We start from the raw sequence: 23963 nt of genomic DNA on the forward strand, positions 1-23963 counted from the left end.
ATGAGTTTTAAACTTACTTAAAGTAAGCCTATTTCTTTAAATAAGTTCTTATATGCCTCTGCCTTCTTATCCAGTGCTAATGGATACGCTCTTGATGAAGAAGGCATCCGATATAAACATATCTCTCGTTCAGCAAATATAGCTTGTGAGGATTGCCCTATCTGTGGCTTTTCAGTTTCTTCAGGCATAGATAACATCAGGGTATCTGTTGCCTTATCTCCAGTGGTCATGATGCTGTTACATTCAGGAATTTGCGCTAAAAGCTGTGATAGGTCTGTGGGGGTTTTAATCTGTAGGAATTTATCTGAGGCATTTCCTTTTAGGCGAATAACTTGATACGCCGTATCAAAAATTGCGATACCTTTTTCGATTAAGAATTCACGAATATGTTGTTCCTTAAAATTTTTATTAGGTAAATCTAAAAAGTGATCTTTATTATCAAAGAAAATAAGCCCAAAAATTCGCCACATATCATTTTGATAATTCGGATAATAAAAATCCATCTTCCATCTGCTTTGAGGCGGTGGAAAGCTACCAAGCATCAATAGCTTGGCATTTGTAGGAAGAAATGGTTTGAGTGGGTGGGTTTCTATTTCGATATCAGTCATTTATTAAAAGAACCAAAGTTTATAATTTAGTGAAAATTTTAATGATTTTATCTGGATTTTAATTTTTTACCTATGCCTTTTGGTATCTCTAATTTGTACTTTCAAATTTTTTACTGAAAATTCGGAATACTCTTTTTTATACAGCACATTCAACCTGTTTATCCGATAGATGCTATTTTATTTAAAGGCTTGCTTCTTATCCTAAATAATCTATCGAAAAGTATGATTTGTGAATTGTTTTTAACCCTCTATAAATAGAGGGCTTTTCCATAGATATGGAATAGAAAATTTCAATTCATTTTCTAACTACTGGACATATAAATTTTATTTTGATTCAAAGGAATTAAGCAATAAAACCACCATCGACACTTAATTCAGCACCGCTAATATAGCTAGCTTCTTCACTCGCTAAAAATAAAACAGAATTCGCAATATCAATGCCCTCTCCATATCGACCTACGGGGATATTAGGCAGTAGTAGGCTTGCTATTGGTCCATCTATAGGGTTCATATCAGTATTGGTTGGACCAGGGTGAATGGTATTAATTGTAATACCTTTAACGCCAAGCTCCCTGACTAATCCTCGTGAAAATCCAGTGATTGCACCTTTTGTAAGAATATAAATTGATGCTCCACTAAAACCAGAATAATTGACCATCGTGCTGCCTATATTTATTATTCTTCCACCTTTCCCCATATGTTTTAAACTTTCACGTGTGGCCAAAAATACCCCCGTAATATTGACAGCCACCAATCGCTCGAAAGCACTGATTGATACTGACTCTAGACTGCCTAAATGACTTATTCCAGCATTGTTAATTAATATATCAATTTTATGAAATTTTTTAGCAACGTCTTCTATCGCTTTGCTTAACATTTCAGGGTTTCCTGAATCTGCCTTTATCGCTATGGCTTGTCCACCATGAAACTCAATTTCTTTAATCAATTCCTCAGCTTTGATTTGCGAAGAATGATACGTAAAAGCAACTATAGCGCCATGGGCGGCTAGCGTTTTGACAATTTCAGCACCAATACTTCGCGACCCACCGGTAACTAACGCAACTTTTCCAACCAGCGATAATTTATTTAATATTTCACATTACTCTTTCATTAAAGTCTCCCGACTATAAAATCAGTACTCATTGTGAAGTAGAATGCTTTTGCTATAATCTTTTTCAAGTAAAAATTGAAAATAGAATATGGAAACGCTGTCTAATCTCGAATCATTTATAAAAAGTGCAGAATATGGAAGTTTTTCTGCCGCAGCACGACATTTAAGCCTAACACCTGCTGCAGTGTCTCGAAATGTAGCGCAGTTAGAGCAAAATTTAGGTGCTCGACTTTTTCATCGAAGTACCAGAAATCTTAAATTGACGGAAGGTGGTGAACACTTTTTTATCAGTATTCGAGACAGTTTAAATAGTATTCAGACAACTATTTCAGAATTTAATGTTGATTCGAGCAAGCCCAAAGGCATTTTAAAAGTCAGTTTAAGTGCTGGATTTGGGGTGGAATATATCCTGCCATTGATGCCTGAATTTATTAGCAACTATCCAGATATCAAACTTGAGTGGCACTTATCTAACAGACAGGTCAACTTAATAACAGATAATTTTGATGTGGCAATTGGAAGTGGGATTAAATTAGGTCAAGGCATCATTATCAGACCACTGTCCCCGCTGCACATGATTATTGTTGCCTCACCTGATTATTTAAAACATAAAACACGGCCCAATCATCCAGCGCAAATCTCCGAATGGGATGGCATTGTCATGAAATCCCCTCAAACAGGTAAGTTACATGAATATCAATTCACAGGTCCAAATAAACAAGAGTTTTACTTAAATTTAAATGAAAAACTTATCGCAGATGATCCAAGTGCATTACATCAAGGCGCCGCTTTAGGATTAGGTGTTGCTGCGATATCCACTGCTCATGCAAGAAAATATATAGAAGATGGAACTTTAATTAGAATCCTACCTGACTGGTATGCAGATTTAGGAAATACCAATCTTTATTTTTCTAGCAAAAAGCACATGCCCGCAAAAACTAGATGTTTTATCGATTTTATTGCGCTTAAATTTGAACAACTAAAATTGAATCAACAACTATCCGCTTTGAATATGGGAAAAAACACAACACTTTCAATTAAAAATTAGTTTCATTGGCAGATTTTCAACAAATCAGAATAAGTGTTTCAACTGTTCTGTAGCTACAAGGGATGCTTCAATACAACAATAATGTATTGATCAGTCGTTAGATACGGCCCCTATCTAGAGCAATGTTGGAGATCTATTTATGAATACTGTGAATATACAAAATACTGAAAATCGAGAAATAACTGAAACTTTAGCTGTTTTAGAAAGGCATCTAAATGCTTTCCGCTTAGGTGATGTAGACTTAACTGTTCAAGATTATGCACCTGATGCCATCATTATCAATGGAACCGATACGGTAATACGTGGTACCGATCAGATTCGAGAAACATTTATAAACGTATATCGGGATTTTTTCCCTGAAGGTACACGTGAAATTAGCATAGAAGAAAAAACAGTCTATGGTGACGTCGCCTATATTCGCTGGTCAGCGCCCAATGCAAAAATGGCCACGGATACGCTGATTGTGAAAAACAATAAAATCGTGGTGCAAACCTTTGCTTGTCATTTCGGTAATGAATCTCAGAAATAAATGCACGTCAGCTGAATTTAAATTAGCGAATACATTATATCTAGACATTCCCAAAATGGATGAAATGCTTCTTATTTTAAGCAATGAGCACAATGCATAAATCTGAGTGACGCTATTTTTTTCATCCATTCTGCGGAAGATCATCATTTAGGTAAGATTATGCCTCGATCACCCCATATACAGAAATCAACTGATAACCCCTCTGAAACAAAACCTTATACCCTAGCATGGATCAGTATTTTAAGCTTTTTAACCTTGCTCGGCCCTATGTCAATAGATATGTATTTACCTGCATTTCCTGAAATTGCTGTAGAGTTTGGTGTGACAACTAGTGTCGTGTCATCATCATTGCCCGCATATTTTTTAGGTTTAGTCATCGGTCAACTTGTTTATGGCCCGATTAGTGATCGATTTGGTCGTAAACCACCGCTATATTTTGGATTAACTTTATTTGTGATTGCATCTGTTTTGTGTATTTTTACCACACAAATAAATCAATTGTTAATGACAAGAGTATTGCAAGCTTTAGGTGGTTGCGTTGGAATGGCAATGGTTCGTGCAGCGATTCGTGATCGATTAACACCTAAACAGTCAGCAAGAGCTTTATCCAGCATGATGCTCATGATGGGGCTGGCACCAATTCTTGCCCCGATATTAGGTGGATGGCTTTTAGTCAATTGGGGATGGCAAAGTATTTTCATTTTCCTTGCCTGTTTTGGTGTCATCAATATTGTTCTTGTGCATTTTTATTTTGAAGAAACACTGAATGACCATAAAAGAAAATCTCTTCATGTTGGCGATATTTTTATCAATTATTTCCATGTTTGTCGGGACAAAAGTTTTTTAACCCCTACACTTATAGGTAGTTTGTCTTATGCAGCATTCTTTTCTTATATTGCCGCTGCACCAGCGATTTTAATTGATCAATTCCAGATAAAACCTGAAAATTTCGGTTATTATTTCAGTATAAATGCCGCTGGCTTGATTATTTTCTCGCAAATCAATCTTCGTCTGATTGGTCGATTTAGCCTTATAAGAATTTTATTACTCGGTATTCTTATCCAAGTGATGAGTGCGGTTTGGCTATTTATCTCGCCTCGATATGATTTGGTCAGTCTATCCTCAACCATGCTCGGATTGTTTGGTCTTGTCGCAGGTCTTGGATTGGTAAGTGCAAACAGTAATGCATTGGCATTATCTCAACAAGGTCAACGTGCGGGTACTGCAAGTGCACTTCAAGGTGCTATTCAATTCTTAATTTGCTTAATTGTGGTGCCGATCAGTCATAGCTTTAATTTTAATCCACTTATGAATCTATCAATGATTATTATGCTTTGTACAATGCTGGCATTAATCCTCACAATGATATATCAGAAAAAGTTCCATACCATTTAAGACATCGCTACTGATATTTTGTACATTGGAATAAACAGGAAATACAAACCTCAAACGCTCAAAATCAATTCAGAAAATGAGCGTTTGTAACCATGTATTATCTTTTAAAAATAATTACTTAAGCCTGTAAATTACTTTTCCAATTTAGGAAAAACTGACAGGTCTTTTAAGATGTTCATTATCTGAGTGCAATTGATAAACAAGCCTGCTGGATCAGCTATATTACTGAAATAACGATTAAGTATAAAAACATTTGCAACTTGTAAAATTTCCTTTTTGATCAACATAAACATGGCAAGTTCTTTCATGAATACCATTGTTATATAGACGAACCGTTAAATGTAAATGCTCGTCAGTATTAGATGTGTGCGGGCCTGCCACAACCATTGCTCCGGAACGATCTCCCTTTTTCATTGCATAATTTTGCACAGTAGGGCAAGAATTAACCACACTAGAGGCTGTTCTTTTTGACATAGGAATTGTACTTACAGCATTCCAATTTGATGAAAAATCCAAATATGCTGAGAATACTGCAGAGCTCGAAAATATTGTGATAAGTACTATAGCTTTTTTAATATATGATTTTAACATTCTATATTCCTCATATTATTAATATTAAACTTCTTGCATTAGTTAAAAATTAAAATAGTAATTATCTATAAGTTTTTATTAAGCTTAAGGACTACTAAAATCAAATTTAAGCAAGAAGTCTATTAGTGTTATTAAAAAATTATGACAATGGAATTATTTCACCTTCGGCTGGTGCTGTATCTGAGCCTTTTCCTGCTGTTCCTTTATCCGCAAGAAATCTAAATTCTGTTGTCCCTTTTTCGGTCTGTATAGTTCCTCCAATAGTATATAGCTGTAGATCACCACTAACGGAATAATCATTTTGACTATTATCAATCTCAAACTTTAATTTTACACTCGATTGACTCTTAGCTATTTCAAACATTTTATTAATAATGGTTGTAATCTGTTCTTCATTTAATCCACTTTTCTGCATATTTTCAGTTGTTTTATCATAAGAGGCTGATGCGCCAGCACTCCAAAATGACCAAATACTGAGATTGGCACTTGCATGTGTTTTTTCATACTCTTTAAATTCTTTTTGAGTTGATGCATTTACCATACTTAGAACCAAATCATTTAATTTTTTTACATCTTCAGATGTAATAGCCATAACTTTTATTTTTGCCTCTAATGTGCCTTTTGTATGTGCAGAAACTGTATAGCTTAAACCTGTAAAAGATCCTGTACCTTGAGCCTTAACACTAAAGCCAGTAGATGTCGATGGAGTATCTGTTGCAGTTGCTGTTAATACAGACCCTTCAGGAAACGTAATGGTAATTTGTGATTCATTTGACATTTTAACCTTCCATTTTTCGAAAATAAAAAATTAATATATCTAGAATAATAATAGATAAATATACCTAGAATTGGGTATATAGTATAAGAGTCAACATTAAAATAATCCATCACTTGAAGATTTTAATATTTCAGATGAGTTAAATTATCTATCTTGATATAGATATTAAATCAAAGCACCCTTTGAATGAAGCTAAAAGGATCCAACTTGTTAAGGGTGCAATTCATTTAAGTATTTTAAATACAACTTACACAATAAAAATCAGTAGCCATTCTCGTTTAACTTAACTCTCAAAGGTTCTGATTCAGCTTGAACCATTTCTTTTACTTCATCAGTTATTTCAATACCCATTTCTTGTAACATTAAGAACGTAAGTTCTGAAGTGCTCTCTGCAAAATCTTTGTTATCTATTAACATTTTAGGTAATCTTGTGGTTTTAGGAAAATCTGGAAAGAATTCATTAAAATCCTTTTTATTTTCAACGCCTAAATAAATAAATCTTCGCCATTCATTTGTTTGAATGTCGCGTACAAAAATAACGTCCGCCTCAGTCAGCATAGGTTTTTTGAAAAATTCATCTTGTAATCGCATAGGAACAACACAAATTTCACCTACACTGGAGATATAATTTAACTTTGGTTTTAAAAAGGAAGAATCTATACTTTTATAAGAACCATCTTTAGCTAAATCCTGTATTGTTTTAATGTCTTCTCTATACTCAGCATCACTGATCCAGTCAGCTGAAGAAAAGGTTTTTCCTTGATGCTTGGATTTAAGTTTACGGTCATATTCAATCTGATCATAAAATTTTAGAACATCATCAAGTGAACCATTTTTTAGTATTTCGACTTCCTTGTCAGCTTGCTTATTAAAAATCTCATAGCTTTTTTCACACTGTAAGTTCTCTGCAAAGGAGAAACTTGATGCTAAGGTTGTTAAAGCAATAATGAATATTTTTTTCATGAAATACCCTCTTAATATTTTGGGGATAAGATACTCAGGTTGAGATCAGAAATAAACCTTACAAAAAATTTATTTAACACAACACATTAGCTGATTTTTTCAACTTTACCTCTAAGCTATTATTTTTAAATAAATTTTAACAACATTCTGACAATGCTATTTTGTATCAAATATTTTTATGACGAGGGCAATTTTTATTTCTGCTGTGATTACTGGTTTTAAAAAATTACTATAAATTTCATATAGAACAAAGCCTTAATCAACATTCTTAGTTCTAATAAAAGTCGTTGCGTCAATTCCACCCATATAAAAAATACAAAACTTGGCGATGTGCTGTTTTTAATCGGAAAGTTCAAATAAAATCATCAAATATCTTGAATTTGTAACAATTTCAAGATATGGTAATAAAAATCATTGCATATCTCGGTAATATATTTGATAGTTAAGGTTCTTTAAGGTTTATCTAAATATTAACTGACTTTATACAACCGAAAACTTTTTCTTAACATTAAAAATCAATTCGTTATGAACATTAAACTTTTTACAGCATTATTCTTGATCATTGCCCTGTCTGCTTGCAATAAAGAGCCTGAGCAGCATGCAACTGCGCAAACAGATCGACCCACCCTCACTGCACAATTTGAACAATCAGATGAAATGATTAGTAAATATCTTGATCAACTTGATGATCCAAATACGACATTGGATGATAAGACCAGAATCGTATGTCAAGATTATCCTAAAGAATACAAATCGAATTACATGCCAAATTTACTTAAATTAAATCCAGAGAACTATACTGAAGCTAAATTACTTTCAGACTTAGATATTGCTTTAAACTATTACAAAGAAAAAGAAAATATTCAGTGTAAAGTTACAAGATAGTGATTTTAGTTAATTATTTTTTTCTAATGAAATCAATAAAATAGTTTTTTATGAATGGCGTTGATATTTTTTGAATCGTACTTTTAGTCTTTTGTTATAGTTAAAGATAGATATTTGAACATTGTATTAGCTAAATTTTCTAAAAATACACCGTGAAATTTGTTTTGCCCAAATTTGATAAATTTCCTGACTCGGGTGAAAACCATCACGTGCCATTTGTAAATTTAAAGTTTTAAAATGGGCTAAATCAAAACGAATCAATTGATAATTGATTTTATTTTCGATGAAGTGGGCTAACTTCTGATTCATTGCACTCGAATACTGTCCAAACAGCCATCCCAATGGATTTGGTAATGCTGGAAACAGATTCATTGGGGGAACACCTGTGACTAAAATCATCTTTGGTAAAAACTTAGCTTCAATTTCTGTATAAAGCCCCTTTTGTTGCTGAATCCATTTTTGTGGTGAAATAAGTTTTGTGACATCGTTTACTCCAACCGATGTAATCACAACATCAAACTGCTGATTGTCTAATTGCTTGGTTCTTTGCAAAATTTCTAAGGTGCTATCCCCTGTTTTTGCTTCTAATTGATAAGTGACTTCAAAATTAGAGGCTAATTCATCAAGTAAACACCCCAATAAAGCTTCACGTTGATCTTCAACCCCCACACCTGCGGCAGCAGAGTCACCCAAAATTAAAATAGATAGTGCTTTTCCTTGTCCTATAACACCTTTTCGCAATCCTTGAGGTTCAGCTAATCGAGGTGTATTTTTCTTGACGTGATAACCTTGAATAATTAATGCTGGAACGAGAGCAATGGTCGAAATTTTTAAAAGCATATTTGGGTACCAATCCAACAAAGCTATCTCAAAATCAGTCAGAGTCAGATATAGTTTGTCGCAATATTAAAATCATAAAGTTCAATCTCGATTTTACTTAATTGTATGGCCAAGTTGCTATTGGGCTAAATCAACAAAATTTAAGGCAAAAGCAAATATAAATGTACCAATAAACTCAAAAATTAAAACCGCATACTTTCTACTTTTGGTCATCAAATAGGCATTATAGGTCCCGATTAAAATGATACCAAGATACATTAACTTTTGAATATCATCGATTTGCATAAGGCATTGTTGAATTTCACAGTGCTTTTCAAAAAAGAAGAGATACAAGATACGCGCAAGAAAAACTAAAAAGCTGGTCAGGAAAAAACCCAATACGATAAACATGTTAAAATTCTCATTATTTTTTATCCAGTTAGATTCTAAAGCTTTATCTATGCAATGCAATAAAAAAGACCCTTGTTGGGTCTTTTTAAAGCTTAACCAAGTTTATTTACAATTTTTAATGGCAATATTTTCATGGCTAGTCCTATCGGTAACCAAGGCCATTGTGGTACATAAGCTTTAACAGGTTGTTTTTCAATTGCTTTAACCAATAAATGAGAACCTGTTTCAACATCGACCTCAAACGGCAGCTTTTTTGCCCCTTCATTAATTTCAGTACGAATATAACCAGGGAAAATCGTAGAAACTTTAATTTTCGTGTCAATTAACTCAGCACGTATCCCTTCCGCTAAAGCAGCTACACCAGCTTTACTTGCTCCATATGCGGTCAAGTGTTTAGGCATACCACGAAGTGCACTCATAGAAGAAATCACAACCAGATGACCAAACTTTTGCTCACGGAATATTTCAACAGCGGCTTCACACTGTGCCAATGCAGAAATGAAATTGGTTTCTACAGTTGCACGGTTAATCTCAAATTTACCATTGCCAATACGACGACCATCACCAACACCTGCATTGACAATAATACGATCGAGCTTACCAAAGTCCTGCTTAAAAGCTCGAAAGACTTGAAAAACTTGCTCATAGTTGGTCACATCTAAAGTTTTGGCAATTACTTTGATACCATATTTAGACTCCAACTCTTGTTTTAAGCTTTCTAAACGCTCTAAACGACGCGCACAGACGGCTAAGTTATAACCTTTTTGCGCAAATTCTCGTGCCATTCCTGCACCAATTCCAGAACTTGCGCCTGTGATTAAAATGGTTTTTGCCATGACAAATTCCTTAAACTGTTTTTATATTTCTAAAAGTGCGACTTTAAATCCACGTCAATAATTGCGGATCTTCAGCCTTAATAAAATGATGTTCATTCAGACTCAGTAATTGCGGTTCATTTCCCACCAGTCTTAATGTCGTTAAACTGGTATTGGCAATTGCCCAATTCAATGCAAAGGTTTTATTGGCACTTAACTCCAAGAGTTTTCCTGCAACAACTGAAATAACTCCGCCAGAAGTAAATACGATTGCATAGCGAGGTTTGGTTTTCACTAACTCATCACATAAATTCTGTAAAGCCGTTTCTACACGGTTTTTAAAATCTGGCCAAGATTCGTCATACTCATGGTGATATTCACCACCAGTCCAACGGTCAATTGCCCCTTCAAAAATTTTTGCCAAATAGGCACGTGGACTTTTTTCTTTGGCAACATCTTGTTGAAGTAGATGCGGTTGATTAAAACGCGGATCATATTGAGCAAAAACTTGTTGGTGGTTAAATTCATTCCAATGATGGTCAGTCACAATTTGAGCATCGGAAAAACTTTCAGCCAAAGCAAAACTTGCTGTTTGCTGATGGCGTAACATTGAACCTGCAACCACATAAGGCTCTTCTTTCAAAATTTTATCGAGATATTGCCCCAATAGTTTGGCTTGTAACTCGCCATTGGGTGAAAGTTTGTCATAACTCTCTGCACCAAATGACGCTTGTCCATGACGAACGAGGTAGATTGTGGTCATTTTCCTAAAATTTCCTTAAATTTTTCAAGATATTTCTGTGCAACTTCATTGGCTTCAATTTTTTGTAAACCGATAAGTTTTAATGCACGAATATGTAAGGCATGAATCACAATCCAAAAATCTTTAAAAGCAGGATTATCTGTTTGTTTATGATAGTAACGATAATAAATTTGCTGTGCGATTACAGCTAAACGGAAAATACCAAATACTTCGTAGAATGCCCAATTATCAGGTTTTAATCCGGTTTTTTCTAAATAATATTCAACCACTTCTTTACGGGTAAGCATCCCTTTTAAATGTGTAGGCTGGCGACGGGTTGATTTAAAAATTTGGTTGTCTGTATCTTCCACCCAATAGGCCAAAGCAGAACCTAAATCCATAAGAGGATCACCAATAGTTGCCATTTCCCAATCCAATACACCAATCACTTGGGTTGGGTTTTTAGGGTCAAGAATGACATTATCAAAACGCCAATCATTGTGAATCAAACACGTGTTTGAGTCAGCAGGAATATTTTCATTAAGCCATTTACGTACAAATTTAAAACTCGGCACATTGATGGTGTGCGCCTTTTCATAACGTGCATCCCAACCTTCAACTTGACGACGGCAATACCCATCACCTTTTCCAAGTTTTTCGAGTTCGGTGCCTTGATATGGAACTTGATGTAATTCAATCAGCTTGTCTAAGACATTAATACATAATTCATGCACTTGCTGTTGAGTAAAATTCAGCTCAGGGGGCAGTTTGGCACGCGGAATAATACCTTCAATGCGTTTCATCACATAGAAGTCACAACCAATTACGGATTCATCCTGACACAGCGCGACCATTTCAGGAAGAACTGGGTAGTATGGTGCAAGCCATTTTTGTACATGATATTCACGCGCCATATCATGTGCAGATTTCGCCTTTGTCCCTTTGGGTGGACGACGTAAAATTAAATCAGCATTGTCATATTTTAAACGATAGGTCCAGTTTGAAGCTCCGCCAGAATATTGAGTCACATCTACATTGCCTGAAATTTCAGATCCATTTTCAATGAGCCAATTTCCGACAGCACGAATGTCCAGCTCCTCGCCTTCACGTATATTTCCACCAATATCAATGACTGACATATTATTTCCCTGAATCTTATGTTTTAAACCATACATCTATAAAGAATGATACTTTTAACTAAAAACTTCACTTGCTCACTACTTTATATATAACACCTCTAACATAAAGCAGTTATTTTTTATCAGCAAATTGTTATTTTTTACGCGAGCCATAACCTCGTTTTTTTAATTCTAATTTTGCAATCATCCCTTTATGCACTTCATCTGGGCCATCCGCTAAACGTAAACTGCGGGCTTGAGCAAAGAATCCTGTTAAAGGTGTATCTCGTGATACGCCCATGCCACCATGAATTTGAATGGCCATATCAACTACTTTTTCAAGAACTGAAGGTGCAACAACTTTAATGGCTGAAATCTCGGTAAGCGCAGCCATAGTCCCTTGAGTATCCATTTTATACGCCGCATACAGGGTTAACAGTCGTGCTTGATCAATCGCAACACGAGCATCTGCCACACGTTCTAAATTTCCACCTAATTTAAGCACTTCTTTACCAAAAGCAGTTCGACTCATTCCTCGATCAATCATTAATTCTAATGCTTTTTCAGCAGCACCAATGCATCGCATACAATGATGAATACGACCCGGACCTAGACGCCCTTGTGCAATTTCAAACCCTTGTCCAGCACCACCAATAAAATTACTTACAGGTACACGAACTTGATTAAAACTAATTTCGCCGTGACCATGTGGCGCATCATAATCCCCAAACACGGGTAACATACGTTCAATGGTCACGCCTTGAGTATCTACAGGCACTAAAACCATGGAATGTTGATGATGACGATCTTTGCTTTCATCAGGCGTATGCGCCATAAAGATAATAATTTTCGCATTTGGATCTCCCAAACCTGAAGACCACCATTTACGACCATTCAATACAATTTCATCACCATCCACAACTGCAGTTGCCTGCATATTGGTTGCGTCCGATGAAGCAACTGCTGGCTCAGTCATACAGAATACTGAACGGATTTTTCCTTCTAATAACGGCTTAAGCCATTGTTGTTTTTGTTGATCTGAACCATAACGCCATAGCACTTCCATATTGCCACTATCTGGAGCATTACAATTAAATACTGTGGGTGCGATTAAACTACGGCCTGACAGTTCTGCGATATGGGCATATTCCTGTACAGATAAACCTGCACCCAATACTGGATCTGGTAGAAACATGTTCCAAAGTCCAGCAGCTTTTGCTTTATTTTTCAGGACTTCAAGTTGTGCTGGCCATTGCCATTTTGTCCAATCACCGCCTTGATTCAGATGATGGACTTCATTCCAAAAATCAGCTTCTACAGGTTCAATTTCATTTTTAATAAAGGCTTTGGTACGTTCTACAAATTCTTGCGCACGTGCTGAAAGTTCAAACATGCTTATCTTCCTGTAAATATATGGATAAATATTTGAATAGTGACTCTTTACTTTACCTTAGCTGAAAACCTATTATGAACCAAATGATTTAATTCAATACCTCACTATGAATATGCTTCATAATAAAACCAATCTTGATATGTCGATTTTCAATCATATTGATATTAATTTATATCCACTTTTTATCACCATTTATGAGCAAAGAAATATTTCAAAAGCGGCAAAAATTTTATGCATTACTCAGTCTGCTGCGAGTCATGCTTTACAAAGACTTAGGCAGCATTTGCAAGATGATTTATTTGTTCGCGCTGGGAGTAAAATGCTGCCTACCCCTTTTGCTGAACAGATTTATCCATCTGTACAAAATGCTTTATTTGCTTTTCAAAATATCTCAAAACAAAAACAACAGTTTGATCCCAGTTCAGTACAAACCTTACGTATTGCTATACATGATGAAATTGAACCGATTATTTTTCCTAAATTGATTTATCATTTTCAAAAATTGAATTTAACCATTCAGTTTCTAAGTACCAAGCTTGACCGCAAAAATGTAATTGCTGATTTAGCTGCTCAACAAGTCGATTTTGTCATTGATCTAGAACAAAATTATGGCGATAAAATTAATTATCAAAATTTGGTTCAAGATCATTTTGTGATTTGTTCTCAGCATACAAATATCAATTCTGAACTGTATTTTGCATCACCTCATATCGGTGTTTCTTCACGCCGTACTGGTTTGCTTTTAGAGGATATATATTTAAATCAAGCGCAATTTCGTCGTCAGATTTTTATGCGTTGTCAGCATTATTCAACTGCCCTGCAAGTTTTAGCACAATATCCTGATGCGATGTTAACCATTCCAAAGCAGATACTGGCACATTTACAAGTTGATCAAAGTATCAATATTTTTGAGCATCCTATTGATCTACCTGTATTAAATATGGGAATTTATTGGCATGGTGCGCTAAATGAAAATTCTAGGCATATTTATTTAAGAGAAGAAATTTCTAAAATTTTTGCTTAGGCTATTTTATAAACGATTGGATTTAGCATGCGGTTAAGCCGCTCACGTACGATCATCCCTATTTCTAATGATTTTCTTCATTCTAGTAGGTGAAATTAAGCCACTTATCTATTCCATTCGACATTTCATACATTGAATTCAAATTATAAAAATAAGACATAAAATCTACATTAACCATGATAATATACATTTTATGTCATGTTTTGGATGATATTGCTATGAGGACTTCGGCGCATAATTTTATGCTTGATGGTGTGGAAGACATGTTGACTCAAATTGGGACGAATATCAAAAAAGCCCGACTTCGACGTAATATGACCATTCATGATTTGGCCAATCGCATTCATGTAGATAACCGAACGATCTCACGTATGGAAAAAGGTGATCCAAGTACCAGCCTAAAAAATGTGATTTCAGTTTTAGTGATCTTTGGCCTTGAACATACCCTAGGCTCACTCGCGAATCCTGAGTTGGATGAAGTTGGCTTAGCACTCGAAAATCGTAATAGTTCAGTACGTGCAAGATTAAAGAAACAGTCTGTGATTAGTGATGATTTCTGATAGGTAAATGAACATGGATGAAGTTAAAGGATGTTATGTTTTCATAGATACGGGCTCCCAGCCAACAATTGCTGCACACTATTCTTATGAAAAGCCGATTTATCGCTTTCTTTATGGTCAATCATACTTACAACGTGCAGATGCCTTCCCTTTAGATCCACTTAATCTAAGCTTTCAGTCTTATAACAAACCATATGAAACTATTTCTAAAGATGGTTTTGGTGTACTTGCAGATGCAACACCAGACAATTGGGGTAAACGCTTAACCAATGCCTTACACCGTAGAACACCATTAAACCAATTAGAATGGTTACTCGCTTCACAAGGAAATTCAGTCGGCTGTATTGTTGGAAGCTTGTCTAAATCGCATATAAAAAATAATTCAAATATCATTCAATATAAAGAATTAGAAACTTTTATACAAATTACTGAACTCATCGAAAAAAAACGAGATCCGTTTGAGATGAAACTTGAGCAACTCGAATTAAATAAGCTGTTATATAACGGGGCTTCAATGGGCGGAGCCAGACCCAAAACCCTTGTGATGTATAAAAATAAAGAATGGATTGCTAAATTTAATAAAAGTGATGATTTGTTTGATACCTGTAAAGTTGAATATGCTTCGCTGAATATGGCACGAGACATGGGGCTCAACACATGTAATGCCGAACTAACAGAATGTGCGGGTCGCCCTATTCTCTTAGTTGAACGCTTTGATCGAAACTGCCCTGAACGTAAAAAACACTATATCAGTGCCAATAGTTTGCTCAATATTCAGAAAATTCGTATAGGAGATCCTAAAATGTCCTATATGAGTATTGCCAAAGTCTGTAGTCAGATTTGTTTTGATGCTATCAGTAATCAAAAAGAACTCTATAAGCGGATGGTGCTGAATATCATGATTAGCAATACTGACGATCATTTAAAAAATCATGGTTTTTTAATGTATGACATGAAAAAGCAACATTATGCCCTAAGCCCGCTTTTTGATGTTTTACCTCATGGTATGCCAAGCTCATTTCCAAATGAACATGCTCTGGTTTTAGGCAATGATGGACGGTTTGGAAGCTATGACAACCTTATCAGTCGTAGCAATGCCTTTGGACTAAACCTAGATCAAGCCAGAGCATGTATTAAGGATGTCCGTGATGTTCTCGAAAATAGAGAAAAATACTTGTTAGATGCGGGTCTTAAACCCACAGAAATTCGTCAATTAGAACCCTATTTCTTTCTAGATATACTCAAAAACTAAAATTCAACAATGCCAGCCATTTATATATTATGGATAATGAAAACATTGAACATAATGAATCGGTATTTAACCATTCATCTTGGCAAGAAAATGATCCAAATATGACATAAAATCCAGTTTAAATTAGATAAAGTACTTTTTATGTCATTATAAAAGATAAAATCCAATTGCATTCCTATAATCTTGCTTAGGCTATTTTATTATTTTAAGATTATTTTCATTGTTGCCATTACTGTGATTCATATTTTTATTTCAGTCTATTATCTCAATAGTTAATGAAAAACAGAAAATGAGGAACTGCGTTCCTCATTTTTACTTTAGCAAAACCTTAGTAGGCCAACTGAATCAACATTCTAAAAAAACCAGCAATAAGTGCCAATGTTAGAAATCCACCTAGCCATAACACGACAAACCATTGCGTTTGAGATAGTTTCATACTTGCTTACCTCATTTAAACCTTTAATTTTTTTACCCTACTGCATGTTTAATCTTACTTAGGCTATTTTTTACTCAAGCCAAAAGATTAAACATGCTACTTTTAAGTTTAGTGATAACCTTCATCACCAATTCGAACTTTGTCTCGGAACACCCAATATGAAAGCCCGGTATAGATCAAAATAATTGGAATTAAAATCAATGCGCCAATTAAAGCAAACAATTGACTGCTCTGTGGCGCAGCAGCTTCCCAGATAGTCACTGATGGCGGAATCACATAAGGCCACAAACTGATGATAAACCCAGTATAAGCAAGGAAAACCAAAGCCAAGGTATAAAGGAATGGGCTTAGTTCATAACGCTTTTTACATGCGCGAAGCACAAGGAAAGTAAACAGCACCACCAATATTGGTACAGGACTAAAATACATCAATTGTGGTTGGCTAAACCAGCGTGCTGCAATTTCAGGATGCGCCATCGGGGTATAAATACTGACTGCCCCAAAGATAACAAACAAAGCAACGATTAATTTAGGCATCAACTGATACATACGATCTTGTAAATCAAGTTCAGTTTTAAAAATTAACCATCCACAACCCAATGCTGCATAAAGCACAACGACACCAATACCTGTAAACACAGTAAACGGCGATAACCAGTCTAAACCACCACCTGCATACATATGATTTTCAACTTTAATCCCTTGGATATATGCACCAAGAATCATCCCTTGGAAAAAGCTAGCAAGAATTGAACCACCAATAAATGCTTTGTCCCATAAATGCTTGGTTCGATTGGCTTTAAAACGAAACTCAAAAGCCACACCACGGAAAATTAAAGCAATCACCATAAGGATAACTGGCATATATAACGCGGATAATACAGTGGCATAGACCATTGGAAACGCTGCATATAATGCTGCACCGCCCAGTACCATCCAGGTTTCATTACCATCCCAAACAGGCGCAACGGTGTTCATCATCACATCACGTTCGTGTTGATCCTTAACAAAGGGAAATAAAATCCCAATCCCTAAATCAAAACCATCTAGTACCACATAAATGAATACACCAATGGCGATAATGACAATCCAAATCAGAGATAAATCAATCATTATTTACGCTCCTGTTCATTGGAATCAACGCTATCTTCAACACTCGTCAATGGACGTTTAGAGGCCAAAATAACCGCTTCTTCACTATGCGCTACGCTTTCTGGTGTGGCGTAGATAAATTGTGGACCTTTGTGCATCAATTTCAACATATAGTAAATGCCTATGCCAAATACGATGCAATACACCACAACGAAAATAATCAAAGTGAGACCAACTTGTTCCGCAGATACTGGAGATAAAGCATCTTTGGTTCGCATCACACCATATACCACCCACGGCTGACGACCAACCTCTGTGGTAAACCAGCCTGCGAGCAATGCAATAAATCCTGAAGGTCCCATAGCAAAAGCAAAACGGTGTAACCATTTGTTTTCATAAAGCTTGCCGCCTTTGCGTAGAAACAATGCCATCACGGCAAGTAGAATCATCAGCATGCCCATTCCAACCATGATTCTAAAACTCCAGAACACCACGGTAGAATTAGGACGATCTTCAGGTGCAAACTCTTTTAAGCCTTTTACCTCACCATCCAGCGTATGGGTCATGATTAAGCTGCCAAGATTTGGAATACCGATAGCATATTTGGTTTCTTCTGCCTGCATATCAGGAATACCAAACAGATATAGCGGCATGCCCTCACCTTTGTTGGTTTCCCAATGCCCTTCAATCGCTGCAAGTTTAGCAGGCTGATGTTTTAAGGTATTTAGACCGTGATTATCACCAATCAGAACCTGTAATGGTGCAAGGACCAGAATCATCCACAATGCCATAGAAAACGATTTTTTGATTAATGCTTCACGGCGTCCTTTTAATAAATGCCAAGCAGCAGTTGCAGCCACTAGCAAGGCTGAAACAAGGAATGCTGCTGCAGCCATATGGGCTAAACGGTAAGGAAATGAGGGGTTAAACACAATTGCAAACCAATCTTGCGGCACGATAATCCCATTTTCGATGCTAAAGCCTTGTGGTGTTTGCATCCAACTGTTTGAAGATAAAATCCAAAACATTGAAATACAGGTACCAATGGCCACCATAGCCGTTGCAAAGAAATGCGCCCGAGGACCTACTCGCCCCCAACCAAAGAGCATAATGCCAAGGAAACCAGCTTCTAAGAAAAATGCACTCAACACTTCATAAGCCAGTAATGGACCAGTTACCGAGCCTGCAACACGTGAAAATTCACTCCAGTTTGTTCCAAACTGATAACTCATCACCACACCAGAAACCACGCCCATCCCAAAAGCGACAGCAAAAATTTTCACCCAGAATTTAAATAAATCTTGGTAAACAGGATTTTGAGTTTTTAACCAGCGCCATTCAAGTACAGCTAAAAAGCTTGCAAGCCCGATAGAAATTGAAGGAAAAATAATATGGAAAGAAACAGTAAAAGCAAACTGAATACGCGCCAATTCTAAAGCAGTTAATCCTAGATCCATGACATCACCTTATTCATTGGTAAAGTTGGTAAAGATTGAGTTTTGAATACATTGATAAACATTTTTTGTTGTACAAACTCAGCATACGTCTGAACATTCAGTACAATCTGTTGTTTTCTTTTTGCTGTATTTTTAAACAATGCTAAAAATAGCATGCAAAGGCTGCTTTCCTGCAAATCGAGGAAATTTTGAAAAATCATGATCATTCTCTACACAATAAATTCGAAATACGATCGCATGGCTTTAAAGCCTTTATTTAAAAATGCTAAACCTATGGATCGGTGAATGTGTTATGCAAAGACTACAGGTGGGGCTCGCCCTTGAGGAATCAGAAACAGGCGTTGTAATTGAAAATAGACATGCTGAAAGTTTTCAACATAAGCCATTAAACGTACTTGAATACGCACTAGGATTTCTTTTACGCCAATTTCTGGTGGCATCACTAAATTGCCATATACCACACAATACTGACATTGATGGTTAATATCATGATGATCATGACTTGAACTGCTTGCTTGCTGGGCTTGATCTAAATGCAAATAGTGATGAATAAAACTAGATTCTTGCTCATGATGAAGATGTGCATGTGTTGGTCGCAATAAAGCTTGAGTGATGTCTTCACAGACCGGAGCAATTTGATACTGCTCAGGTAATAACGGCTGTAAAAAAACCGCAAGCTGTAAAAATACTGTCGCAAATGCCAGCAACAGACCACTGCTTCTTAACACAATTGATTGCTCATATTGAGAGAGATAGAAAAAAGTATAAGTTTGCTTTTAACTGTAGATCTTTAACTTGAAATAAAGAATCAACTGCATAAAAACCAAGCATATTACTCAACTTTTCTAGCTTTACTATAGTACATTTAAATTTTAAATCAAAGCCTCTTTAGCACTTTTTTGGAAATCGTTTTCTTTTTTAATGATTTGTTTGTTATATAGCAATGATCAATAAAACTTAAAAAAGCATCCATCGTCGCCTCAGCTTTTAGTGAGTAAATAGCACCAGCTCAACTTTCAAGCTAAATTCAATTGAAAAGCTTATACCCGACGACTGAATCTACAACGATATTCTAAGGGTGTTAAGCCGATTTTCTTTCTAAACAATCTGCGAATTGAAATTGGGTCCAGATAACCGACACTTTGTATAATTAGATCAATAGATTGATTAGCCTTTTCAATACCAAAGCTTCTTGGCTGAGCAAGCCAAGAAGCTAGAGAAAATAAAACAATTATTTAAACACTTTAAAACGCACAGCATCATCGATATAGGCTTTTTCAGCCGCCGCCGCTTCAATTGAACCAAATACCAACTGTGCACGAAGTTTCCAAGTTTTGGGTATATCCCATTCCGCATGAACTTGTTCATCGACAATTGGATTATAGTGCTGTAAGGATGCACCAATACCGTCACTATTTAAGGCTGTCCACGTTGAAAATTGTGCGATTGCTGTAGAGTGTTCAGCCCAAATCGGAAAGTTTTCTGCATATGCTGGAAATTTTTCCTGTAAGTTTTGGATCACCTCTAAATCTTCAAAGAAAAGAACGGTACCAAAGCCTGCGATAAAGCTGTCCATTTTAGTCTCTGTTTTTAAGGCACTTGCTTCATCTTTGGCATAAGCTTTCAGTTGAACTTTTACAAAGTTCCAGAACTTCTCATGTTCAGCATTAAACAAGATCACTGCCCGAGATGATTGCGAGTTAAAAGAAGATGGACTTTGCTTGATCGCTTGCTGAATCAAATCAGTAAGATGCTCAGGAGATTGATTAACATTACGTCCAATCGCATAAATTGTACGGCGTTTATGAATTAAATCTAAAAAATTATTCGACATTGCTGAATATCCTTGGATATATCCCCGGGGAAATCCGATACTTTAAAAAAGATTATCAAGATATTTTAAAAAATCATAACAAGTATGAATTGATTAAAATCGAAAGTATTACAACATAAAAAAACTTGCTAGAAATATCTACTTTTGTCATATGTTTCTAAGCAAAAGTGAATTAGGAGAAATATAAGGGGCTGTTGACATTTCATAACTGGCTTGCGTTGTAGTTTAAAATTGAGCATGAGATGTATACATCGTAAAGCATGAAGGATAATAGTGAATCTATTTTCGACTTTCATAACGAAGACTGAGATAATTTTAGCCACAATCAGAAGTTTTATCCTACAAACACGTAATAAAGAAGATTGAATAAGAAGTACTAACATTTAAAATCGAATCATTCAGACTTGCTAATGAATGAACTCATTTAAATCATTGTCATCATGCTTAAACAACTGCCGAATAAAATCTAAGCATTAAAAATGTTTCCACTCAAAATTTAGATATCGCAATTGGTTAGAAAATGAAAGTTTTAAATATATTAAGTATCATCAGTTCAATATTTATTCTATTTTTTATGTTTTATACGCTTGGGCCTACAATTTAAAGAATTTAAACAGATGAATAAAAAAATAAAAGGCAGTTTAAAACTGCCTTTTATGCATGAATTTGAGCATTTCAATCTATTGCTAATTTTTGACTAGAAATTAGCATTCAGCACTTTGGCAGGTACAGAATTTTTCCAAATATCTCGCAAAGTAGGTAAATAGAATTTTTCACCTAACTCAACCAATTCAGCGTCAATCAATGCATGTGTTTCATGCATAAATAAGTAGTCCAGTTCAACCGTAGACAATTGTTGCTGCTTTTTTGCAAATTCTTTACGTTTGGCTTGAGCTTGTTTAAGCAATTGATCTGCAAAATTTTTATTTTTATATTGGCTAATCGCTTGTAAACGTAACTCAATCACGCCCCAACCTGTAAGGAGTTTCTTAAAAATCTCAAAATCTTCAGTTGTGGATTCCCAAGTCATTTTATCCAAGTCTTCATCATCAGGAAGTACTGGGAGTAAAATTTCCATTACACTTGGAAAAATCTTTTTGAAATTTAAAATAAATTTAACAGGGTGCTCACCAGGGTAATCTTTAAACTGCACATTTTCCTGAACATCTGTTAAATAAATTGATAACATTAAAAAATCCTTAATTAAAATACTGTTTATTATAACGTTATTGATCATCTTGCAGCCTAAATACAAAATAAAAACAACATGAAAACAGCGAAAGAAATGCATTTTAACAATTATGACAGTTTATTCAATGCCAATTGCAGTATTCACCTGTTGTCGATCAAAGATTCTGGTGGGCGAATAAAGCTGATTCTTGTAAAGAACTAAACCTGGTCAAACTCAGTGACCAAAAACTCGATTAAAGCTTTTACCGATGGTAATAGACCTCTTCTAGAAGTATAGGCCAAATGAATAAGCTCTGGCATCGGTTCCCACTCAGGAATCACTTTAACTAGCCTGCCCGCTTTTAAGTCTTCAGCAATAATTAATTCCGGTAGTTTTGCAATTCCCAAGCCATCTAAGGTCGCTAAATGCAATGCACTTAAATCAGTAGTGGTTAGCCTCGGCTCATCCTTAACCACATATAATTCATTATTAGAATTATAAAGATCCCAATGATATTCAAAGGACAAAGACTCCATCATTAAAATAGGCAATCTTGTTAATTCTCCTGGTGTTTTAATCAAGAAATTTTGATTCAACAAATCAGGGCTTGCGACAATAAATTGTTTTGAAATGGATAGGCTACGTACAATCAAATCACTATCTTTTAAAGGTAAGGGTCTGATTCGAATTGCAACGTCATAACGTTCATTAAACAAGTCTACCTTTCTATTTGTCGCTTCCACATGCAATTTAACTTTCGGATAACGTGCTAAAAATTTATTCAACATTTTACTGACATTAATATGCAATAAATTTGTAGGACAAGAAATTTTTACAATTCCAGTCGGCTCTGCGCTTAACAGTGCGATTGCCTCATCAGCTGATTCAGCTTCCACAAGCATTGCTTTACAGTGTTGTAAATATATGTTCCCGACATCTGTAATCGAAATTCTTTTGGTGGTTCGATTGAGTAGTTTTACTCCTAAACGGTTTTCCAATTCCGCAACTCTTCGACTTAACAATGATTTGGTCACGCCCAACGCATTACTTGCAGCTGAAAAGCCGCCATATTCAATCACTTTGGTAAAATAATACAGGTCATTTAAGTCTTTCATCATATCCCCTTAAATATCGCAACTGTTCTCTACATAAGACAATATGTCATATAAATAGCATAATTCAATGTTTGTCCTACTGTTAGTATTAAAAACAGCAAATGATTGCTTAACTAAGGATATATAAAATGTCTACTCCAGCTAATTTTAATGGCCAAGCCCCAGTGATTGATGTAAATGATTCCGTTATGCTGTTAATTGATCATCAAAGTGGTTTATTTCAAACCGTTGCTGATATGCCAATGACAGAACTACGCCAACGCGCAGCAGCCTTAGCGAAAATAGCATCATTATCAAACATTCCTGTCATTACCACGGCCTCAGTTCCTCAAGGCCCCAATGGCCCACTTATTCCTGAAATACACGCAAATGCGCCCCATGCAAAATATGTCGCACGTAAAGGTGAAATTAATGCTTGGCATAATCAAGAGTTCGTTGAAGCGGTTAAAGCAACAGGTAAAAAGACCCTGATTATTGCGGGTACGATTACCAGTGTGTGTATGGCTTTTCCAGCGATTAGTGCAATTGCTGATGGCTATAAAGTTTTTGTTGTGGTTGATGCATCAGGTACGTATAGCAAAATGGCACAAGAAATTACCTTAGCACGTGTGGTTCAAGCAGGTGCGGTACCGATGGATACAGCGGCGGTTGCTTCAGAAATTCAACAAACTTGGAACCGTGAAGATGCTGCTGAATGGGCTCAAGTGTACACTCAAATCTTCCCTGCTTATCAATTACTGATTGAAAGTTATTCAAAAGCACAAGAAGTTGTGACAAACAAAGAAGTACTTGATTCAGTACGTAAATAATTTTAAA

At 35.7% G+C, this 23963-nt stretch carries 27 protein-coding genes and 1 pseudogene; 8 read left to right on the plus strand and 20 right to left on the minus strand.

The window, feature by feature from the left end:
* Nucleotides 1-17: 17 nt before the first annotated feature.
* Nucleotides 18-608, minus strand: coding sequence for a uracil-DNA glycosylase family protein (locus FY049_RS06880; RefSeq protein WP_056511095.1), 591 nt, complete (start codon nucleotides 606-608; stop codon nucleotides 18-20).
* Nucleotides 609-951: 343 nt separating this feature from the next.
* Nucleotides 952-1701, minus strand: coding sequence for a 3-oxoacyl-ACP reductase family protein (locus FY049_RS06885; RefSeq protein WP_262780234.1), 750 nt, complete (start codon nucleotides 1699-1701; stop codon nucleotides 952-954).
* Between the two features lie 106 nt (nucleotides 1702-1807).
* Between FY049_RS06885 and FY049_RS06890 the strand changes: the two genes are divergently transcribed.
* The 3 genes from FY049_RS06890 (at nucleotide 1808) to FY049_RS06900 (ending at nucleotide 4691) form a co-directional block, all read left to right on the plus strand.
* Nucleotides 1808-2767, plus strand: coding sequence for a LysR family transcriptional regulator (locus FY049_RS06890; RefSeq protein ID WP_333666136.1), 960 nt, complete (start codon nucleotides 1808-1810; stop codon nucleotides 2765-2767).
* Between the two features lie 139 nt (nucleotides 2768-2906).
* Nucleotides 2907-3296: a YybH family protein gene (locus tag FY049_RS06895; RefSeq protein ID WP_105712659.1), complete on the plus strand. Its 390-nt coding sequence runs from the start codon at nucleotides 2907-2909 to the stop codon at nucleotides 3294-3296.
* A 159-nt stretch (nucleotides 3297-3455) separates the two neighbouring features.
* Complete coding sequence (locus FY049_RS06900) at nucleotides 3456-4691, plus strand: Bcr/CflA family multidrug efflux MFS transporter (protein WP_151803162.1); 1236 nt, start codon at nucleotides 3456-3458, stop codon at nucleotides 4689-4691.
* Nucleotides 4692-4928: 237 nt separating this feature from the next.
* Here the strand turns inward: FY049_RS06900 and FY049_RS06905 are convergent, their stop codons facing one another.
* The 3 genes from FY049_RS06905 to FY049_RS06915 form a co-directional block, all read right to left on the minus strand.
* On the minus strand, nucleotides 4929-5282 hold the full coding sequence (locus FY049_RS06905) for a hypothetical protein (RefSeq protein ID WP_224965464.1): 354 nt from the start codon (nucleotides 5280-5282) through the stop codon (nucleotides 4929-4931).
* A 139-nt stretch (nucleotides 5283-5421) separates the two neighbouring features.
* Nucleotides 5422-6060 (minus strand): hypothetical protein, encoded by a 639-nt coding sequence (locus FY049_RS06910; RefSeq protein WP_446083419.1) that lies wholly within the window; start codon nucleotides 6058-6060, stop codon nucleotides 5422-5424.
* Between the two features lie 261 nt (nucleotides 6061-6321).
* On the minus strand, nucleotides 6322-7023 hold the full coding sequence (locus FY049_RS06915; RefSeq protein ID WP_419257890.1) for a hypothetical protein: 702 nt from the start codon (nucleotides 7021-7023) through the stop codon (nucleotides 6322-6324).
* 525 nt (nucleotides 7024-7548) lie between these two features.
* Between FY049_RS06915 and FY049_RS06920 the strand changes: the two genes are divergently transcribed.
* The gene (locus FY049_RS06920) at nucleotides 7549-7908 is read left to right on the plus strand and encodes a hypothetical protein (protein WP_333666144.1); all 360 of its coding nucleotides are present in this window, start codon (nucleotides 7549-7551) and stop codon (nucleotides 7906-7908) included.
* Nucleotides 7909-8034: 126 nt separating this feature from the next.
* Here FY049_RS06920 and FY049_RS06925 read toward each other — a convergent pair whose 3' ends face one another.
* The 6 genes from FY049_RS06925 to FY049_RS06950 all read right to left on the minus strand — a co-directional run bounded on the left by FY049_RS06925 (nucleotide 8035) and on the right by FY049_RS06950 (nucleotide 13206).
* Nucleotides 8035-8748: an SGNH/GDSL hydrolase family protein gene (locus FY049_RS06925; RefSeq protein ID WP_333666146.1), complete on the minus strand. Its 714-nt coding sequence runs from the start codon at nucleotides 8746-8748 to the stop codon at nucleotides 8035-8037.
* A 117-nt stretch (nucleotides 8749-8865) separates the two neighbouring features.
* Entirely contained in the window at nucleotides 8866-9138 is a 273-nt protein-coding gene (locus FY049_RS06930; RefSeq protein ID WP_004720555.1) for a hypothetical protein, read from the minus strand.
* Nucleotides 9139-9230: 92 nt separating this feature from the next.
* The gene (locus FY049_RS06935) at nucleotides 9231-9974 is read right to left on the minus strand and encodes an SDR family oxidoreductase (RefSeq protein ID WP_004720558.1); all 744 of its coding nucleotides are present in this window, start codon (nucleotides 9972-9974) and stop codon (nucleotides 9231-9233) included.
* 43 nt (nucleotides 9975-10017) lie between these two features.
* Entirely contained in the window at nucleotides 10018-10716 is a 699-nt protein-coding gene (locus FY049_RS06940; RefSeq protein WP_004720559.1) for a histidine phosphatase family protein, read from the minus strand.
* The gene (locus FY049_RS06945) at nucleotides 10713-11834 is read right to left on the minus strand and encodes a phosphotransferase family protein (protein WP_446083420.1); all 1122 of its coding nucleotides are present in this window, start codon (nucleotides 11832-11834) and stop codon (nucleotides 10713-10715) included. Before FY049_RS06945 ends, FY049_RS06940 begins: the two co-directional genes overlap by 4 nt.
* Nucleotides 11835-11967: 133 nt before the next feature.
* Nucleotides 11968-13206 (minus strand): acyl-CoA dehydrogenase family protein, encoded by a 1239-nt coding sequence (locus FY049_RS06950; protein WP_004821461.1) that lies wholly within the window; start codon nucleotides 13204-13206, stop codon nucleotides 11968-11970.
* Between the two features lie 106 nt (nucleotides 13207-13312).
* On the opposite strand from FY049_RS06950, the gene FY049_RS06955 reads away from it, so the two are divergent.
* The 3 genes from FY049_RS06955 to FY049_RS06965 all read left to right on the plus strand — a co-directional run bounded on the left by FY049_RS06955 (nucleotide 13313) and on the right by FY049_RS06965 (nucleotide 16042).
* Nucleotides 13313-14230: a LysR family transcriptional regulator gene (locus FY049_RS06955; RefSeq protein WP_446083421.1), complete on the plus strand. Its 918-nt coding sequence runs from the start codon at nucleotides 13313-13315 to the stop codon at nucleotides 14228-14230.
* A gap of 218 nt (nucleotides 14231-14448) precedes the next feature.
* Nucleotides 14449-14790 (plus strand): helix-turn-helix transcriptional regulator, encoded by a 342-nt coding sequence (locus FY049_RS06960; protein ID WP_051065603.1) that lies wholly within the window; start codon nucleotides 14449-14451, stop codon nucleotides 14788-14790.
* Between the two features lie 13 nt (nucleotides 14791-14803).
* Nucleotides 14804-16042, plus strand: a complete 1239-nt coding sequence (locus tag FY049_RS06965) for a type II toxin-antitoxin system HipA family toxin (RefSeq protein ID WP_446083422.1) — start codon at nucleotides 14804-14806, stop codon at nucleotides 16040-16042.
* 328 nt (nucleotides 16043-16370) lie between these two features.
* Here FY049_RS06965 and FY049_RS06970 read toward each other — a convergent pair whose 3' ends face one another.
* The 9 genes and pseudogenes from FY049_RS06970 to FY049_RS07010 form a co-directional block, all read right to left on the minus strand.
* The gene (locus FY049_RS06970; RefSeq protein WP_004720571.1) at nucleotides 16371-16478 is read right to left on the minus strand and encodes a hypothetical protein; all 108 of its coding nucleotides are present in this window, start codon (nucleotides 16476-16478) and stop codon (nucleotides 16371-16373) included.
* Between the two features lie 108 nt (nucleotides 16479-16586).
* A complete protein-coding gene (cydB, locus tag FY049_RS06975; protein WP_004821432.1) occupies nucleotides 16587-17591 on the minus strand; it encodes a cytochrome d ubiquinol oxidase subunit II in 1005 nt (334 codons plus the stop codon).
* Nucleotides 17591-19027, minus strand: a complete 1437-nt coding sequence (locus FY049_RS06980) for a cytochrome ubiquinol oxidase subunit I (protein ID WP_446083423.1) — start codon at nucleotides 19025-19027, stop codon at nucleotides 17591-17593. Before FY049_RS06980 ends, cydB begins: the two co-directional genes overlap by 1 nt.
* Nucleotides 19018-19227: a hypothetical protein gene (locus tag FY049_RS06985; protein ID WP_224965457.1), complete on the minus strand. Its 210-nt coding sequence runs from the start codon at nucleotides 19225-19227 to the stop codon at nucleotides 19018-19020. The genes FY049_RS06980 and FY049_RS06985 overlap by 10 nt, the downstream gene beginning before the upstream one ends.
* 90 nt (nucleotides 19228-19317) lie before the next feature.
* Complete coding sequence (locus FY049_RS06990) at nucleotides 19318-19755, minus strand: DUF2946 domain-containing protein (RefSeq protein WP_004720578.1); 438 nt, start codon at nucleotides 19753-19755, stop codon at nucleotides 19318-19320.
* 312 nt (nucleotides 19756-20067) lie between these two features.
* Nucleotides 20068-20187 (minus strand): annotated as a pseudogene (locus FY049_RS06995) (GlxA family transcriptional regulator); the annotation flags it as partial.
* A 71-nt stretch (nucleotides 20188-20258) separates the two neighbouring features.
* Complete coding sequence (locus FY049_RS07000; protein ID WP_224965456.1) at nucleotides 20259-20861, minus strand: nitroreductase family protein; 603 nt, start codon at nucleotides 20859-20861, stop codon at nucleotides 20259-20261.
* A gap of 697 nt (nucleotides 20862-21558) precedes the next feature.
* On the minus strand, nucleotides 21559-22050 hold the full coding sequence (locus tag FY049_RS07005) for a hypothetical protein (protein ID WP_004720580.1): 492 nt from the start codon (nucleotides 22048-22050) through the stop codon (nucleotides 21559-21561).
* A 200-nt stretch (nucleotides 22051-22250) separates the two neighbouring features.
* Complete coding sequence (locus FY049_RS07010) at nucleotides 22251-23147, minus strand: LysR substrate-binding domain-containing protein (protein ID WP_056511052.1); 897 nt, start codon at nucleotides 23145-23147, stop codon at nucleotides 22251-22253.
* Nucleotides 23148-23275: 128 nt separating this feature from the next.
* Between FY049_RS07010 and FY049_RS07015 the strand changes: the two genes are divergently transcribed.
* Nucleotides 23276-23956 carry a hydrolase gene (locus tag FY049_RS07015; RefSeq protein WP_056511050.1) on the plus strand — a complete coding sequence of 227 codons (681 nt, stop codon included), beginning with the start codon at nucleotides 23276-23278 and terminating at the stop codon, nucleotides 23954-23956.
* Nucleotides 23957-23963: the final 7 nt, after the last annotated feature.

It is taken from the genome of Acinetobacter sp. 1125_18A, assembly GCF_052824985.1.

Coding starts and splice junctions, on each gene's coding strand:
- FY049_RS06925 (WP_333666146.1), bottom strand. CDS start 8,748: ATGCTTTTAAAAATTTCGACCATTGCTCTCGTTCCAGCATTAATTATT.
- FY049_RS07000 (WP_224965456.1), bottom strand. CDS start 20,861: ATGTCGAATAATTTTTTAGATTTAATTCATAAACGCCGTACAATTTAT.
- FY049_RS06955 (WP_446083421.1), top strand. CDS start 13,313: ATGAATATGCTTCATAATAAAACCAATCTTGATATGTCGATTTTCAAT.
- FY049_RS06920 (WP_333666144.1), top strand. CDS start 7,549: ATGAACATTAAACTTTTTACAGCATTATTCTTGATCATTGCCCTGTCT.
- FY049_RS06960 (WP_051065603.1), top strand. CDS start 14,449: ATGAGGACTTCGGCGCATAATTTTATGCTTGATGGTGTGGAAGACATG.
- FY049_RS06915 (WP_419257890.1), bottom strand. CDS start 7,023: ATGAAAAAAATATTCATTATTGCTTTAACAACCTTAGCATCAAGTTTC.
- FY049_RS06890 (WP_333666136.1), top strand. CDS start 1,808: ATGGAAACGCTGTCTAATCTCGAATCATTTATAAAAAGTGCAGAATAT.
- FY049_RS06910 (WP_446083419.1), bottom strand. CDS start 6,060: ATGTCAAATGAATCACAAATTACCATTACGTTTCCTGAAGGGTCTGTA.
- FY049_RS06950 (WP_004821461.1), bottom strand. CDS start 13,206: ATGTTTGAACTTTCAGCACGTGCGCAAGAATTTGTAGAACGTACCAAA.
- FY049_RS06970 (WP_004720571.1), bottom strand. CDS start 16,478: ATGAAACTATCTCAAACGCAATGGTTTGTCGTGTTATGGCTAGGTGGA.
- FY049_RS06895 (WP_105712659.1), top strand. CDS start 2,907: ATGAATACTGTGAATATACAAAATACTGAAAATCGAGAAATAACTGAA.
- FY049_RS06940 (WP_004720559.1), bottom strand. CDS start 10,716: ATGACCACAATCTACCTCGTTCGTCATGGACAAGCGTCATTTGGTGCA.
- FY049_RS06880 (WP_056511095.1), bottom strand. CDS start 608: ATGACTGATATCGAAATAGAAACCCACCCACTCAAACCATTTCTTCCT.
- FY049_RS06980 (WP_446083423.1), bottom strand. CDS start 19,027: ATGGATCTAGGATTAACTGCTTTAGAATTGGCGCGTATTCAGTTTGCT.
- FY049_RS07005 (WP_004720580.1), bottom strand. CDS start 22,050: ATGTTATCAATTTATTTAACAGATGTTCAGGAAAATGTGCAGTTTAAA.
- FY049_RS07015 (WP_056511050.1), top strand. CDS start 23,276: ATGTCTACTCCAGCTAATTTTAATGGCCAAGCCCCAGTGATTGATGTA.
- FY049_RS07010 (WP_056511052.1), bottom strand. CDS start 23,147: ATGAAAGACTTAAATGACCTGTATTATTTTACCAAAGTGATTGAATAT.
- FY049_RS06930 (WP_004720555.1), bottom strand. CDS start 9,138: ATGTTTATCGTATTGGGTTTTTTCCTGACCAGCTTTTTAGTTTTTCTT.
- cydB (WP_004821432.1), bottom strand. CDS start 17,591: ATGATTGATTTATCTCTGATTTGGATTGTCATTATCGCCATTGGTGTA.
- FY049_RS06935 (WP_004720558.1), bottom strand. CDS start 9,974: ATGGCAAAAACCATTTTAATCACAGGCGCAAGTTCTGGAATTGGTGCA.
- FY049_RS06905 (WP_224965464.1), bottom strand. CDS start 5,282: ATGTTAAAATCATATATTAAAAAAGCTATAGTACTTATCACAATATTT.
- FY049_RS06900 (WP_151803162.1), top strand. CDS start 3,456: ATGCCTCGATCACCCCATATACAGAAATCAACTGATAACCCCTCTGAA.
- FY049_RS06985 (WP_224965457.1), bottom strand. CDS start 19,227: ATGATTTTTCAAAATTTCCTCGATTTGCAGGAAAGCAGCCTTTGCATG.
- FY049_RS06945 (WP_446083420.1), bottom strand. CDS start 11,834: ATGTCAGTCATTGATATTGGTGGAAATATACGTGAAGGCGAGGAGCTG.
- FY049_RS06965 (WP_446083422.1), top strand. CDS start 14,804: ATGGATGAAGTTAAAGGATGTTATGTTTTCATAGATACGGGCTCCCAG.